Origin of the sequence: Bacillus sp. FJAT-45066 (assembly GCF_002335755.1) — a bacterium.
Taxonomy (GTDB): Bacteria; Bacillota; Bacilli; order Bacillales; family Bacillaceae_I; genus Bacillus_CD; species Bacillus_CD alkalisoli.
Genome location: NZ_NISQ01000001.1, coordinates 26,444 through 41,457, shown reverse-complemented (window position 1 = coordinate 41,457; position 15,014 = coordinate 26,444). Strand labels below are relative to the sequence as shown.

The 15,014-nt window shown below is 35.1% G+C and carries 17 protein-coding genes and 1 pseudogene; 9 read left to right on the top strand and 9 right to left on the bottom strand.

The genetic code is table 11. The features are described 5' to 3' along the window. Nucleotides 1-10 precede the first annotated feature (10 nt). Nucleotides 11-256, top strand: a complete 246-nt coding sequence (locus tag CDZ92_RS00275) for a DUF6154 family protein (RefSeq protein ID WP_096152867.1) — start codon at nt 11-13, stop codon at nt 254-256. A gap of 33 nt (nt 257-289) precedes the next feature. Here the strand turns inward: CDZ92_RS00275 and CDZ92_RS00270 are convergent, their stop codons facing one another. After that, nucleotides 290-730, bottom strand: a complete 441-nt coding sequence (locus CDZ92_RS00270) for a Dps family protein (RefSeq protein WP_096152866.1) — start codon at nt 728-730, stop codon at nt 290-292. Nucleotides 731-860: 130 nt separating this feature from the next. Here CDZ92_RS00270 and ytzI point away from each other — a divergent pair, with 130 nt between their 5' ends. Both ytzI and CDZ92_RS20180 read left to right on the top strand, forming a co-directional pair. Beyond that, nucleotides 861-1,031, top strand: a complete 171-nt coding sequence (gene ytzI, locus CDZ92_RS00265; RefSeq protein WP_096152865.1) for a YtzI protein — start codon at nt 861-863, stop codon at nt 1,029-1,031. Nucleotides 1,032-1,264: 233 nt separating this feature from the next. Further along, nucleotides 1,265-1,457: pseudogene (locus CDZ92_RS20180) on the top strand (hypothetical protein). Nucleotides 1,458-1,483: 26 nt separating this feature from the next. On the opposite strand, the gene CDZ92_RS00260 reads toward CDZ92_RS20180, so the two are convergent. The 3 genes from CDZ92_RS00260 to CDZ92_RS00250 all read right to left on the bottom strand — a co-directional run bounded on the left by CDZ92_RS00260 (nt 1,484) and on the right by CDZ92_RS00250 (nt 4,125). Continuing rightward, entirely contained in the window at nt 1,484-2,425 is a 942-nt protein-coding gene (locus tag CDZ92_RS00260; RefSeq protein WP_096152864.1) for a TIGR03943 family putative permease subunit, read from the bottom strand. Between the two features lie 17 nt (nt 2,426-2,442). Further along, complete coding sequence (locus CDZ92_RS00255) at nt 2,443-3,447, bottom strand: permease (protein WP_096152863.1); 1,005 nt, start codon at nt 3,445-3,447, stop codon at nt 2,443-2,445. 204 nt (nt 3,448-3,651) lie between these two features. Then, the gene (locus CDZ92_RS00250) at nt 3,652-4,125 is read right to left on the bottom strand and encodes an S-ribosylhomocysteine lyase (RefSeq protein WP_096152862.1); all 474 of its coding nucleotides are present in this window, start codon (nt 4,123-4,125) and stop codon (nt 3,652-3,654) included. 122 nt (nt 4,126-4,247) lie between these two features. Here CDZ92_RS00250 and yidD point away from each other — a divergent pair, with 122 nt between their 5' ends. After that, nucleotides 4,248-4,508: a membrane protein insertion efficiency factor YidD gene (gene yidD, locus CDZ92_RS00245; protein WP_406564873.1), complete on the top strand. Its 261-nt coding sequence runs from the start codon at nt 4,248-4,250 to the stop codon at nt 4,506-4,508. On the opposite strand, the gene CDZ92_RS00240 is transcribed toward yidD, so the two are convergent. Next, on the bottom strand, nt 4,489-5,049 hold the full coding sequence (locus tag CDZ92_RS00240) for a beta-class carbonic anhydrase (protein ID WP_227521434.1): 561 nt from the start codon (nt 5,047-5,049) through the stop codon (nt 4,489-4,491). The two genes, yidD and CDZ92_RS00240, sit on opposite strands and share 20 nt — an antisense overlap. A gap of 147 nt (nt 5,050-5,196) precedes the next feature. On the opposite strand from CDZ92_RS00240, the gene CDZ92_RS00235 reads away from it, so the two are divergent. Beyond that, nucleotides 5,197-6,378, top strand: a complete 1,182-nt coding sequence (locus tag CDZ92_RS00235) for a GTP-binding protein (protein ID WP_096152859.1) — start codon at nt 5,197-5,199, stop codon at nt 6,376-6,378. A 107-nt stretch (nt 6,379-6,485) separates the two neighbouring features. Further along, nucleotides 6,486-7,694, top strand: a complete 1,209-nt coding sequence (locus CDZ92_RS00230) for a metal ABC transporter solute-binding protein, Zn/Mn family (RefSeq protein ID WP_096152858.1) — start codon at nt 6,486-6,488, stop codon at nt 7,692-7,694. Between the two features lie 70 nt (nt 7,695-7,764). On the opposite strand, the gene CDZ92_RS00225 is transcribed toward CDZ92_RS00230, so the two are convergent. Beyond that, nucleotides 7,765-8,718 carry a CobW family GTP-binding protein gene (locus CDZ92_RS00225; RefSeq protein WP_096152857.1) on the bottom strand — a complete coding sequence of 318 codons (954 nt, stop codon included), beginning with the start codon at nt 8,716-8,718 and terminating at the stop codon, nt 7,765-7,767. A 380-nt stretch (nt 8,719-9,098) separates the two neighbouring features. On the opposite strand from CDZ92_RS00225, the gene CDZ92_RS00220 reads away from it, so the two are divergent. The 3 genes from CDZ92_RS00220 (at nt 9,099) to CDZ92_RS00210 (ending at nt 11,837) form a co-directional block, all read left to right on the top strand. Further along, on the top strand, nt 9,099-10,451 hold the full coding sequence (locus CDZ92_RS00220) for a cytochrome ubiquinol oxidase subunit I (RefSeq protein ID WP_096152856.1): 1,353 nt from the start codon (nt 9,099-9,101) through the stop codon (nt 10,449-10,451). 10 nt (nt 10,452-10,461) lie between these two features. Beyond that, nucleotides 10,462-11,505, top strand: a complete 1,044-nt coding sequence (locus CDZ92_RS00215; RefSeq protein WP_096152855.1) for a cytochrome d ubiquinol oxidase subunit II — start codon at nt 10,462-10,464, stop codon at nt 11,503-11,505. A 164-nt stretch (nt 11,506-11,669) separates the two neighbouring features. Beyond that, nucleotides 11,670-11,837 (top strand): DUF1540 domain-containing protein, encoded by a 168-nt coding sequence (locus tag CDZ92_RS00210; RefSeq protein ID WP_096152854.1) that lies wholly within the window; start codon nt 11,670-11,672, stop codon nt 11,835-11,837. Between the two features lie 30 nt (nt 11,838-11,867). Here the strand turns inward: CDZ92_RS00210 and CDZ92_RS00205 are convergent, their stop codons facing one another. From CDZ92_RS00205 to CDZ92_RS00195, 3 genes are read right to left on the bottom strand one after another with little or no spacing between them, the layout of a single operon-like run. Further along, nucleotides 11,868-12,761, bottom strand: a complete 894-nt coding sequence (locus tag CDZ92_RS00205) for a metal ABC transporter permease (protein WP_096152853.1) — start codon at nt 12,759-12,761, stop codon at nt 11,868-11,870. Next, nucleotides 12,758-14,113 carry a metal ABC transporter permease gene (locus CDZ92_RS00200; protein WP_096152852.1) on the bottom strand — a complete coding sequence of 452 codons (1,356 nt, stop codon included), beginning with the start codon at nt 14,111-14,113 and terminating at the stop codon, nt 12,758-12,760. Before CDZ92_RS00200 ends, CDZ92_RS00205 begins: the two co-directional genes overlap by 4 nt. A gap of 11 nt (nt 14,114-14,124) precedes the next feature. Then, the gene (locus CDZ92_RS00195; RefSeq protein ID WP_096152851.1) at nt 14,125-14,871 is read right to left on the bottom strand and encodes a metal ABC transporter ATP-binding protein; all 747 of its coding nucleotides are present in this window, start codon (nt 14,869-14,871) and stop codon (nt 14,125-14,127) included. Between the last annotated feature and the right edge of the window lie 143 nt (nt 14,872-15,014).

The following is a 15,014-nucleotide window of genomic DNA, read 5'->3' as shown; positions in this document are numbered from 1 at the left end:
GTATTTATATATGAATTTAATTGAGGAATTGTATAAAAAGAATCGTCTCAAATTGTTAAGAGAAGATGAAGATATTGATGCACTTGTTTTTTCTATAGTAGAACAGTTGAATAAGGAAGAGTGTATTAAGATAATAGATAGTCTGTATGAGGAAGAAGTCCAAAGTTTGTTGGCAATAGTTTTATCTAATCAATTTAAAAATCATATATCAACCGATGATGAATTTTTTATCGGAAATAGTCCTTTTTTACATTAAATAAGATGGCCAATTTGTCTGGCCATCCTTTTCTTATTTTCCTAAAAATGCTTTCAACATCCAATTATGTTTTTCTACACTTGCATGAATGGCCAGTAGCATATCACCTGTTGTTTCATCTCCAGCTTGCTCTGCTACTTCCATGCCTTCTTTTAACTGTTTAGTTAAACTATCAAAATCTCTTGCAATACTCTGAACCATCTCTTGTGCAGACTCATTTCCACTTGCTTCTTCTAAGGTAGAAATCTCTAAGATTTCTTTCATTGTACCTACAGGCTTTCCGCCGATAGATAATAATCTTTCTGCTAAATTATCTATGTGACTAGCAGCTTCATTATATAACTGTTCAAATTTATCATGTAAAGTAAAGAATTCCGTACCTGTCACAAACCAATGATAATTATGTAATTTAATAAACAATACACTCCAGTTTGCTACTTGTAGATTTACTACTTCGGCTAGTTTTTTTTCCATTTTGAATCGCCTCCCTACTTTTTTCATACCCATTTAGTTTTTCCTTTAACCATTTCGTTTATGCTCTAGTATCTTTACTAGTAGCGGGTTCATGTTACAATATGGATGTATGATAAGGAGGTCTTTTACGATGATGACTGTCATGATTATATGTATTATTATTGTATTTGTCGTTTTATTTTTAACGTTGTTAACGACAAATAAAGCTTATAAATACGAGCATACTGTGGATGAAATAGATGGCGATAGTGAAAAACATGGCGTTACCGGTGAAAATAAGAGTTCTCAAGACAGCTCCTGATATTCTATCGGCGATATTTTGCCCTTTATCGGCGAAAATTAGGTTTTTATCAGCGAAAATCTGAATTTAATCGGCGATTATTGGCATTCTATCGGCGACTCCCATTTGGTTATCAGCGAAAACTGATTGTTATCGGCGAAAATAATAATTTATCAGCGAGAGTATAGACAATTATTATTAACTTTAAACAACGCTGTGTTAAAAGTTAGTGTTGTTTATTACATATCTAGCTGTTGATTTACGCCCGAGCCCGAGACTCCTGCGGGAGAAGCGGGGAGCGGGAGACCCCACAGGCGCTTGCGCCGAGGAGGCTCCCGGCCCGCCCGCGGAAAGCGAAGGCTTGGGCGTAAATCAACAGCGGTCTATCACAGAGCCTTAAACAAAAAGGAGAAAGCCATTTTGAATAGGCCTTCTCTTATTTTTTAACATGATGTTTTCAGATAACTACAACATTAATAATATTCATAAACATAAGGCGTAGCTGGTTGGTCTACTTTTTCTAAGCTTTCTACCTTTAGATACGGCAACATCCAACCGTTATATTCTGTTACATCGATAGTTGCTGTAACTTTAATCCATTCATCTAATTGCAATTCCTCCGCACCAGGCATTGTGGATAATGTTCCATAAACCCCTGCATCCGCTACACAACAAGATAATCCGAATCGAGCTACAACGAATTGATCTGAGTTAAACGCTTCTTCTCGATAAACAAACCCTAATATTTCTATCCTCTTACCTATAAATTCATCCATATACATATCTAATACGTTCATGATAGGTATATATCGGTCATCATCTACAATGATAATGTCATCTTGTAGAATTTCTTCTTTTAACTGCTCATAATACCCTTCTGGTGGTTGTTGTATTTCAAACCCATCCGGATGTTCAAGTGGAACTTCATCGGTTCCTTCTTCTAAAGAATCTAAGTATTTCTCAGGATCATCTAAATATTCTTCTGCACGTGATGTGGAATAATTATTTTCATTCATTTGTTGTCTTTCTTCTGCAATAATTTTCGAGTTCGTAAATCCACGTTTTTCTATAATAGAGCTGTCTAAAATATTATCCGGAAACATAAAGCCAGTTACAATAGGTAAAATAAACATAGAATAGATTAGTAGTGACTGAATGGGAGTAGATTTTTCCCCGTGATCAAATCCACAATCACACACAAGTTCCTCTTTGTTTTTCGAACCACTTCTCCAAATTTGTAAAACACCAAGTATAAAAAGGACTGCTGCTGCAAAATACATAAACGGGTACATTCTTGGAGCGATAAAGTTTATTATGTCACCTGTTACAATTAGTTTAAAAAATAGCAATGTGAATCCAAGTAAAATAATTCCTCGTATATACACATGAAAGCCATAATCTCTTTCATTATCCAACTTTCATCACCCTTTCCTTACAATGCTACTTGTTGAAAGATTAAGATTGCCGAAAATACTACAACAGTTACAACTGCCATAAAGGTTAATACAAACTTTGTACGGAAATAAGCAAAAAGCATAAATGTATTCTTTAGGTCTAACATTGGTCCATATATTAAGAAAGCAAGGAGTGATCCCGTTGTAAACGTAGAACCGAAAGATGCTGCAACGAAAGCGTCCGCTTCAGAACAAAGGGAAAGTACATATGCAAATGCCATCATAACGGCTGGTGACAATACATCATTTGAGCCTATCGCAATTAAAATACTTCTGTCTAAAAATGTTTGGAATAAACTTGCGATAAACGCTCCCGCAATAAAATATTTACCAATGCTAAAAAACTCATCACTTGCATGATTAAAAGTAGCTTTTAATTTATTTTGAGCGACAACAGGTGGTTGTTCCTCTACACGGCCAACTAATTCGTCTTTCGTCCATCTTAATTGGTTTTGGTTATTAAATAGTAATAACATAAGTAAACCTATCGTTATTGATAAAACAAATGCTAATCCAAAACGACCGTAAAGAATAGTTGTGTCGCCATTAAATGCATAAAATGTTGAAGCAACTACAACTGGATTCAAAATAGGCGCACCGACTAAGAACACAACCCCAACATGTAATGGCATTCCTTTTTTAATAAGTCTTCTAACGACTGGAATGATAGCACATTCACATATAGGAAAAATAGCAGCTAAAATTGCGGCTGGAATGATTGCTCCAACTGCGTTTTTCGGGAGGAATTTTTTAATCGTCTCTTCTGAAACAAAGGTTTGTATAAGAGCCGACGCAAAAACACCTAATAAAATAAAGGGAATGGCTTCTAGTACAATACTTAGAAAGATAGTATTTACGTTCAACCATGAACCAGGTAAATTAAATGAAATATTTTGCAGATCCACAAAAAAGAATAGATATAAGAAGAACCCTATTAAAGCAAGTCCAACTAAATCTTTGAAAAGACTCATGTTTGTCCTCATTTTTCTACTCCTATCTCTATAATCTAGTTTGTATTATACCATAATGAAGTATAGTGTTTAAAAACATGTATACTAGAAATATATGTATAGTCTATTAAAATATGCTAGCGAGATTCTATTTTAATAGAGCTAGCCTCTTATGAATTTAGAATTACTCTAATAAAAAGACCTCTAAAGGTATGCCCCTTAGAAGTCTTTTGTTGCTTATCCGAATACTTTTGCTAAATCTTCTTTTGTTTGTGAAAGCCAAAAGCGCATGAGGCGTTTTGCACCTTCAAGGTCATGTAACTTCGCTTGGCCACATTGTTTTTCGTTTGCTGCAGGAATTTCCGTAATTTCTACTGCATCCTTTAATGTATCTTCTAATAAACCAATAATTTCTGCTACAGTTGGTTCTCCGCTTACTACTAAGTAGTAACCTGTTTGGCATCCCATTGGTGAAATATCAATAATGTCAAAGTGGTCGTATTTTTCAGCATGAGTGCGGATATTGAATGCCAGTAAATGTTCTAACGTATGGATAGCTTCAGGGCTCATTGCCTGTTTATTTGGCTGGCAAAAACGAATATCGTATTTATTAACAACTCCATCTGTTCCTACTTTATGAACACCACAGTGGCGTACATATGGAGCTTTTACAGCATTATGGTCAAGTTCAAAACTTTCTACTGAAGGCATGAACAACACTCCTAACATATTATTTTACATTTAAAGTATAACATATTAATTCCGACAAAACCAATATGTTTTATAGAGAATGAATTAATTAATTTCCTATAACAGTAAATTGCTATTATAATATGTATGAGGTGACTAAGTTGAAATATATCTTCTTATTGTTTATTCGTTTTTACCAAAAAATCATATCACCGTTAAAACCACCAACATGTCGTTTTTATCCAACTTGCTCTAGTTATGGCTTTGAAGCTATTACACGATTTGGAGCACTAAAAGGTGGATGGTTAACAATCAAAAGAATACTAAAGTGCCATCCTTTTCATCCAGGCGGTATTGATCATGTTCCAGAAAAGAAAAGTAAGTCTAATCCTCATACCCATTAACAATTAAGTCTAACTTACCAGTGTGTGGATTTATAACAAGTCCGTGCACTGGTATATCTTCTGCTAAAAGTGGATGATTATTAATCATATCTACACTTTCTCTTACGCTTTCTTCTACACTGTTAAAGCCTTTTAAAAAGTTTTTAATATCAATACCTGCATATTTTAATGCGTCTATTCTTTTCTTTGTTATTCCTCTTCGTTCCATCTTCTCACGAATGCCCTCATAGTTTACTTTCCCCATACCACAATCGTGATGTCCGCAAACAATTACTTCGTCTGCGCCTAGTTCATAAACAGCAACTAAAATACTTCTCATAATACTTCCAAACGGATGTGAAACTAGTGCACCGGCATTTTTCACTATTTTTATATCGCCGTTTTTTAAATTCATTGCCTTAGGTAATAATTCAAGAAGTCTAGTATCCATGCATGAAAGTATGACAATTTTCTTATCAGGAAATTTGGTTGTTTCATACTTTATATATTCCTTCGTTTCTACAAACACTTTATTATGTTCAAGAATCTCATTTAATACCACTTTTGCATCAATCCTTTCTCCTATCTACTTTAATATTACATAGTCGATTTTTAAATGCCAAATGTTTTTATTGCCAAGCGCATTTATTTTTAGTACTATAATCACTATGTTAAATCGTAATTATTACGAATTAGGAGGTTTTCTATAATGAAAAAAGTACCTGTTACAGTATTAAGTGGCTATTTAGGAGCTGGGAAAACTACTTTACTCAATCATATATTATCCAACAGAGAAGGATTAAAAGTTGCAGTGATTGTGAACGATATGAGTGAAGTTAATATTGATTCCGCTCTTATCCAACAAGGCGGTTTCTCTCGAACAGAAGAAAAACTGGTAGAAATACAAAATGGTTGTATTTGCTGTACGTTACGAGAAGATTTAATGAAAGAAGTAGAAAGATTAGTAGACGAAGGAAATATTGACTACATTGTCATCGAGTCTTCTGGTATTAGTGAACCTATTCCGGTTGCCCAAACATTTACTTATTTAGATGAGGAATTCAATATTGATTTAACTTCTAAGTGTAGACTAGATACGATGGTAACCGTCGTAGATGGTAATCGCTTTTGGGATGACTATCAATCCGGCGAGAGCTTGCTAGACAGAAAACAAGGAACAGATGAAACGGATACACGTGAAGTGGCAGATTTACTTATTGATCAAATTGAATTTGCTAATGTATTAGTTTTAAATAAAACAGATTTACTTGACCCTTATCACGTAGAAGAAATTGATGCAATCTTAAAGAAATTTAATCCCGAAGCTACTGTTATTCAGTCAAGTTTTGGAAAAATACCATTGTCATCCATACTTAACACTCGCCTTTTTGACTTTGATAAAGCAAGTCAAGCAGCAGGATGGATTAAAGAGTTAAATGAAGAGCATATTCCTGAAACAGAAGAGTACGGTATTTCTTCTTTTGTATATCGAAGAAAAAAGCCATTTCATCCAGAAAGGCTATTGAACTGGCTTGAAAATTGGCCAGCTGAAGTAGTACGTGCCAAAGGATTTTTCTGGTTAGCATCTAGAAACGATATGACAGGTTTGATTTCTCAGGCTGGATCTTCCATCATGATACAAGCTGCTGGGGAATGGGTTGCTTCTTATAGCGAAGAAGAAAGAGAGCAAACCTTAAAAGAAGAACCAGAACTTTTAGAGAAGTGGGATCCAAAATTCGGGGACAGAATGACGGAGCTAGTATTTATCGGTGTTAACTTAAATAAAGATCAAGTCGAAACAACTTTAGACGCATGCTTGTTAACTGAAGATGAAATGCTTGCAGATTGGTCCACTTTTAATGATTCATTTCCTGCATTTATCGTAGAGTAATTGTACGAAATTTTTTAAAATAAATTTTCCTGTTCTCAAATCGTAACTATTACGATATAATAGCAAAGGGACAAATCAAAATGATTCTTATTTGAGAGGAGATCGAAATGAAAATAAAAGCTACATTATCTATTTTGTTATTATTACTTTTTACTTTTTTAGTTGGATGTAACAATGAACAAATTGCTTCTGAAGAGGAAAAGTTAAAAATATATACAACTATTTATCCTTTGGAAGACTTTGCGAAAAAAATTGGCGGAGAACATGTAGTAGTTGAATCTGTATATCCACCTGGAGCAGATGCTCATACGTATGAACCGACAACTAGAATGATGAGTAACATTGCTACTGCAGATGCATTTATCTATAGTGGTCTTGGTGTTGAAGGATTTGCAGATAAAGCTAACGAAGTGTTAAAGAATGAAAGTGTAATAATTGTTGCTGCTGCTGCAGGCATTGACTTATTAGACTATGATCATGATGACCACGACCATGGACATGAAGACGACGATCATGATCACGCTCACGATGAAGACCATAAACACGAAGATGAGGATCATGACCATGGACATGATGATGATCATAAAAACGAAGACGATGATCATGACCATGGACACGATGATGAACATAAAAACGAAGACGATGATCATGACCATGGACACGATGATGATCATAAAAACGAAGACGATGATCATGACCACGGACACGATGATGAACATAAAAACAAAGACGATGACCATGACCATGGACATGATGATGAACATAAAAACGAAGACGATGACCACAACCATGGCGATGAAGATCCACACGTTTGGATTGATCCAGTATTAGCTATTCAGTTAGCAGAAAATATCAAAAATGCCTTAGTAGAACTTAAACCTGAAGCAAAAGAAGACTTTGAAGCTAACTTCGCAAAGGTGAAAGAAGATTTAGAAGCATTACACCATGAGTTTGAAGAAATGGTAATGGAAGCTTCAACAAACAAAATCTTAGTAAACCATGCTGCTTTCGGTTACTGGGAAGAGCGTTACGGCATTAAGCAAATTAGCGTAACAGGCCTTTCTCCTACACAAGAACCTTCACAACGACAACTAGTTGATATTGTGAACACAGCAAAAGAAAATAACATTAAATATGTTATTTTTGACCAAAACATTACTGGTAACATTGCAGAAATCGTTCGTAACGAGATTGGTGCAGAGGCATTAGTTCTTCACAACTTAGAAGCAGTTACTCAAGAAGATGTTGATAATAATGAAGATTATTTCAGCTTAATGAAGCGTAATATTGAAACATTGAAAAAGGCGTTAAACTAAATAAATACAGTTTAAAAACAGTGGAGTATTAGTACTCCACTGTTTTTTATGCAATAGATGCTCTCTATTATTATTTTATTATTTCCCCAAGAAACACTTTTTCCACTTTCTCTTTTGGAATTTTGCTTCCTATTAATATAATACATTCTTTTATTGTTCCTATCTTATTTTCCATAGGCTTTATCCTTAATTGGTTTGCAGCATATTGAAACTCAAACAGGTCCTTTTCATTATCGTATAACCTTACAATACCTTTTGCTCTAATGACATGTTTACTTAAACTTTTCAATCCATTTTCTAACCCAGTTCTACTTACTGGTTCAAGGAGTGGCAACTTTATTGCCTCTATATGATGGTGGTGATGATGATGTTTATGTGTATGCACTTTGACATCCGTCATTTCCTCTACCCATATTCGTTTTTCTAACAATAAATCAAGTGGCGCTTCACCATGACTAGTTTGGAAAATCGGTACTTCTTTTTTCAATTCAGACATAACCTTCTTCTCTACTTTTTGTAACTGACCTTTCGTTACTAAGTCAATTTTATTAATAATTAAAAAGCTTGCAGAAACAACCTGTTCTTTAAGAAGCTCTCTTATATCTTTAGAGCTTGTAAAAAAGCTTTGATATTCAAGGTAATGACTAGCATCTACAATACTTACCATCGAATAAAGTTCGTATTTATCAATAAATAATGGATCTAAGATAGCGTCTTTAATTTCTAACGGATTAGCGACTCCTGTACCTTCAATCAATAGTACGTCTATTTCTTCTATATTCAACTCTTTGATTGTCGTTTTTAAATCATCTTGAATGGTACAACAGATGCACCCGTTTAATAGTTCTACCATTTTATGATCTTTAAAGAGGTGGCCTTCTACATTTTCATCACCAAGCTCATTTAATATGACGGCAGGTTTTTTATTTTGGCTTTTAAAATGTTGTAACATATGTAAAAGTACCGTTGTTTTTCCACTCCCTAAAAAACCACTTATCACGTATACTGGAACTTTTTTATTCAATGAACCCTCTCCCCTTCCTAATACTTCTTATACCCTTATTATACTAAACAAATGTCAAATATATAAAATAACAAACAACAAAACGAAATGATTACGTTTATCATAATAACATACTTTTATTATTTTCTCACTCAATTGAGTGAGTTTCATAATGTACAATTACTAAACGAAAAACGAATATTAAACCTATTCTGTACTATAATTTACGTTTTATATCGAACGTTATTTAATTCTAATAAACGGAACCTTCGTTTTTCACTAAACGAACAGTAATTATGAAATTGATTCTATTAATTTGTTTTCTTTATACATAAAAAATGGTAATTCGTGGACAATAAGGAAAGATTTTAAACATGTGCTGGAGAAGGGAAGTATTGTAAATGGATCATGTATTAACAGCGAGATCATTTTTTGGGACAACAATGGGTTTTCACATCATTTTTGCTACTTTAGGTGTTGGAATACCTTTAATGATATTAATTTCTGAGCTTTTATATCAAAAAACAAAAGACAGAGATTACGCCGTTATGGCTAGCCGTTGGACAAAAGCAAAGGCTGTCCTCCTTGGAGTCGCAATACCAACCGGGACGATTGCTGGTGTTCAACTTTCCTTGTTATGGCCAGGTTTTATGGAAGTGATCGGAAAAGTAATGGCCCTACCATTCCAAATCGAAATATATGCCTTCTTCGTGGAAGCTCTTTTTATTTCAATTTATGTTTACGCAGCTGATCGAATTTCACCATGGATGCGAATATTGAGTTTGACCTTCGTAACGATTGGTGCTGCAGCATCAGCTATTCTCATTACTAATGTACATGCTTTTGAAGGGACACCTGCTGGCTTTCGAATTGAGAATGGACAAATCGTTGACGTCGACCCATGGGCTGCTTTTTTCAACCCTAGTTTTGTTGTCACAGCTGGACATGTCGTTGTATCTGCCTTTATGACAGGCGCATTCGTCATTGCATCTGTAGCTGCATATAAAATGTTAAGGAATAAAAACAATGAACGGCTGTATAAATTTCACCGAAAAGCTTTAATGATGGGGCTTATTGTTGGAGGGATTTTTTCCGTTCTAACCGCTTTTAATGGACATGAATCTGCACAACTTTTGCACCAATATCAACCTGAAAAATTAGCAGCAGCCGAAGGTTTATTTGAAACCCAAGCATATGCACCTTTAGCTATTGGTGGATTTACTGACCGTGAAACTCAGACTGTAAAGTGGGCAATCGAAATACCTTGGGCATTAAGTTTTTTAGCAGATGATCGTTTCGATACAGTTGTTGTCGGACTAAACGACTTTCCAGAAGAATATTGGCCACCACTTTTTGTGCACACCTTATTTAATGCAATGGTAGGGATAGGAAGTATGTTATTGTTCTTATCTATTATAGGGTTCTTCTGGCACAAAATTTTAAGAAAAAAAACATTCCCAAAATGGTTAATGTGGTTATTTGTTGCAGCAGGTCCACTATCTATGATGGCCATTGAATTTGGGTGGATATTTGCTTGTACAGGAAGACAGCCATGGGTAATTTACCGAGTAATGTTGACAGCTGATTCGGTAACAGGCAATCAAAACTTAGGGACACTATTTTTCTTATTTTTAATCATGTATATCTTCTTAGCTGTAGCGGTAGTTTTTGTTCTCCTTTATTACTTTAAACGCCATCCATTATTAGATGATTTAGGAGAAAAAACAAAAGATAATAATTCAGTAAATATGTGAGGTGGAATATATGACAGATGCAATTTTGGCTATAACGCTGCTGTGGGGATTCATATTTATTTATGCCGTTATGGCGACTATGGACTTTGGGGCTGGCTTTTGGTCCATGCTTTATCTAAATAAAAATAAAACAAACGCAACTAATATTGCGAATAGATATTTGAGCCCAACATGGGAAGTTACAAATGTGTTTATCGTTGCAGTTGTTGTAGCTATCTACAGTTTTTTCCCCGGCGCAGCATATAGTTTAGGAACAGTGTTATTGTTGCCTGGAAGCATTATTTTATTGCTACTTACATTTCGTAGTGCTTTTCTCGTATTTTCCCATATTGCTGAGGAGTATAAGCGCCCATTAACGATTGTTTCTGGTGTTACTGGTTTTTTAATTCCAGCTTTTTTAATATTAGTATTACCTGTTACACATGGCGGTTTTGTGGAGAATAGAGACGGAGTTGATTACTTAATGCTCGGCAAACTTTTAACAAGTCCACATGCTCTCTCCTTTATATTATTCGCCATTAGCAGTACATTGTTCCTTTCTTCTTTATTGCTAGCTGATTTTTCTAAAGTAGCAGAGGATCGGTCAGCATACGATATTTATCGACGTGACGCTTTAATTGTAGGCCCTATTTCTTTGGTAGGGGCATTTCTAATTATGACTACGATGAGAACAGAGTCTACTTGGCTTTATAACGCTATGCTTGATTATTTACCTTGGCTTGTAGCATCTGCTTTTATGTTTATCGTTACAGGTTTAGCGCTTATCATCCCCGGTAAGAAAAAAGGTTTTACGGGTTTACCACGTTTAGCCGTTGTATCTGCATTTATTCAATATGCATTAGCAAGTTATGCGTATGGACGTGCCCATTTACCGTATATCATTTATCCAAATGTAACCATTCAAAATTCCTTTACTGATCCTGCATCATTCAGAGCCGTATTTATTTCTTACATCGTTGGTTTTGTCATCTTATTTCCAGGGTTTATCTACTTTTGGAGTTTATTTATGAAAGATAAACGATACATTCGTAATGAAAAAATTAGTCAAGAGTGATATGCAAGTGTCACTCTTTTTGTTTCTCAGCATATGAGAATGTTTTTCATTCACTTGTGAATTATTCTCCAAACTCGTTACTTCAATTTATTGGCAAGGATGACTAATAAGCAGTTCGGAGAAAATACTTTTGTATCTCTTATTCAAAAAGGAGGCACAACCGAATGAGCAAAGAAGTCGAAGTTTTATGTGAAGTGCAAAACTGTCATTATTGGGGAAATGGAAACCGCTGTAACGCTGATTCCATTTATGTTGTTTCCCATAAAGGAAGTACTGCATCTCATAGTGAAGAAACAGATTGTAAAACGTTTGAACCTAGCGCATCTATGTAATTTCTATCTAAAAGACCTTGTGTATATGAACTACACAAGGTCTGATCCATTTCGTTGTAAATTCCTTCTGAATACCCATTTTGTAACAGTACCGTGTTTTGGTGAGAATAAAAAGGCTAATAAAAATATTACACCAGCCATCATTGCCATCGAACCAGAAATAGAAACATTCCACCAAACAGCAACATAATAACCACTTATTGCTGCTAACACCCCAAGACCTGCACTTAAGACAAGCATGATAAGTAGTCGATCTGTTAATAAATAAGCACTTGCCCCTGGTGCAATTAACATCGCGACAACTAAAATTGCCCCAACACTATCGAAGGCTGCAACAGTTGTAATAGAAAGCATACCCATCAGCAAGTAATGAATAAATAAAACAGGAATTCCTATCGCTAAAGCCATTTCTGGATCAAACGAACAAATCTTAAGCTCTTTGTAAAATAATACAATGACAATTAAATTAATCAATAAAACGATTCCTAACATCCAGACAGCTTTTGGACCTAAATTAATACCAGCTATTGCCCACGTATCCCAAGGAACAAATGCGATTTCTCCCATTAATGCATGGTCTACATCTAAGTGAATTCTTCCTGCATATAACGATAATAGAATTACACCGAGAGCAAAAAGTGATGTAAATACTACCCCGATAGCGGCATCTGACTGCACACCGGATGAATGTAACAACTGAACGAACAACGCAGTAAGTAATCCTACTATTAGAGCACCAACAAACATATATAAACCTTCCATACTACTGCTAACAAGATATGCACCAACTATACCTAATAAAACAGTATGGCTTATGGCATCAGCAAGCATTGCCATTCGCCTTAAAATTAAAAAACAACCTGTAATCCCACAAGTAATACCTACTAGAGAGCCAGTTAATATAATCCATCCTTCATAACTCATGAATGCCCTGCACTCCCTTTCACTCGCGGGTGGATGCGTTGCTTACTACCGCCTCTACTTTCATATAAGAACAACGCCATCGGTTCTCTACCAAACTCTTTAAGTAGTTCTGTCAGTTCTTGAACTATTTCTTTTTGTTCTTGAAATAAATCAAATCCTTGATCTCGCCAGCTTAACTCGGGAAACTTACTTTCATTCATTAAATACATATCAAGCAGTCTATTTTTTAAAACAACGTTATGAGTTTGCTGTAAGCCTTTTGGAGAAAGTCCTAATCGGCCATTCGCGTTTATAATTAAGATACCTTCATGCCTTAAATCTCTTAATACTTGCTTTAGCATAAATGCATTTAATTTACGTCCATTCACTACTTTTTCAATAGGAAAACTTCCAATTTCTTTTCCATTTGAATCTATCAATGACAATTCGGATAATTCGTATAATGAAGTAACAATATTTTCTCGAGTTACTTGTTTTTGTACTTTTACGTGTTGAATAAATTTAATAAGTAACCCTTTCTTAAATCCAAATATCAGGGAAAAAATAAAAACGATTGTAGCCGCTACAATGATTAAGGGACCAGTTGGCATACCACGAGTAATCGTACTTAATAATGTACCAATTACACCTGATAGACCTCCTATTAATCCTGCAAAAATAACCATATGATCAAGTCGTTCCGTCCAATATCTTGCTGCGATTGCAGGTGTAATAAGCATGGCAGCCATTAAAACGACACCAACAGCTTGTAAACCAATAACAACTGCAGCAACAATTAATGTCATCAAAAGTCCGTTCAACCACTTTACTGGAAGGCCAATGCCTTGTGCAAATTGTGGATCGAAAGTTATTAGTTTTAATTCTTTAAATAGAATATACGTCACAAAAATCAATATGGTTGCAATAGAAGTGATGATGATTACATCATTCCCAACGATGGAAGCTGCTTGCCCGAAAATAAATGAATCAAGCCCCGCTTGGTTTCCTCTTAAGTTTTGTTGGATATATGTTAAGAGAACAATACCAATACCAAAGAATACGGATAAAACTAGCCCTATAGCAGTATCTTCTTTTATGCGAGAATGTTTAATTATTGCTTGAATACAGTACGTTCCAATTAACCCAGAAATGGCTGCACCTATTAAGAACCACGACATAGATTTAGCTCCGTAAATTATAAAAGCTATACATATACCAGGTAAGGCAGCATGTGCCATCGCATCCCCTAATAAACTTTGCTTTCGTAATAAGGCGAAACTACCAAGTACACCACTTGCAACCCCTAGTAGCACAGTCCCTATTAAAACCCATTGGACATTAGGATCTTGAAGCATATAAATAATTGAGCTCATACTTCCAACTCCTATTGTTCTACGATTGCACTATTGTTATCTAAAAATGCCAATCGTCCACCATATGTTTTTTGTAGGTTTTCCATTGTGAAAATTTCTTCCGTTGGCCCAATCGCTACTTTTCTCATGTTTAATAACAAAATCCAATCAAAATATTCTTTTACTGTTTGCAAGTCGTGGTGAACAACCAATACCGTTTTACCTTGAGATTTTAACTCGTTTAATATCGTGACAATCGCTTTTTCTGTTGCCGCATCTACGCCTACAAACGGTTCATCCATAAAATATATACTAGAATCTTGAGCAAGCGCTCTTGCTAAAAAGACACGCTGTTGCTGTCCACCAGAAAGTTGACTAATTTGTCTTGATGCATATTCTTTCATTCCAACTTTTTCAAGACATTCATAAGCAAATTCAATATCTTTTTTACTCGGACGTTTGAACCAACCTATATGACCGTATCTTCCCATTAACACTACATCCAGTGCATTTGTAGGAAAGTCCCAATCAACGGAACCTCTTTGTGGAACATAACCAATTAACTTTCGTTGAGATTTATAAGGCTTTCCATATATAGAAACACTTCCAGATGCTTTTGGAGTTAACTCTAGAATCGCTTTAATAAGTGTAGACTTTCCTGCTCCATTTGGACCAATAATCCCAATAAGTTTCCCTTCTGGTACAGAAAAACTAATTTCTTTCAATACTGGTTTACGATGATAAGCTACCGTTAAATTTTCAATTGTTACTGGATCCATTCACGTTCACCGCCTATAGAAATTGAACCATTTGTGTTAGTTATGACGCTTCGAAAAAACTCTGTCTTACATTCATATTCAATAATTGCCCAAAAAGTGCATTAAAAACTGTTACTGTGCATTTCATAAATACAGGATAGACA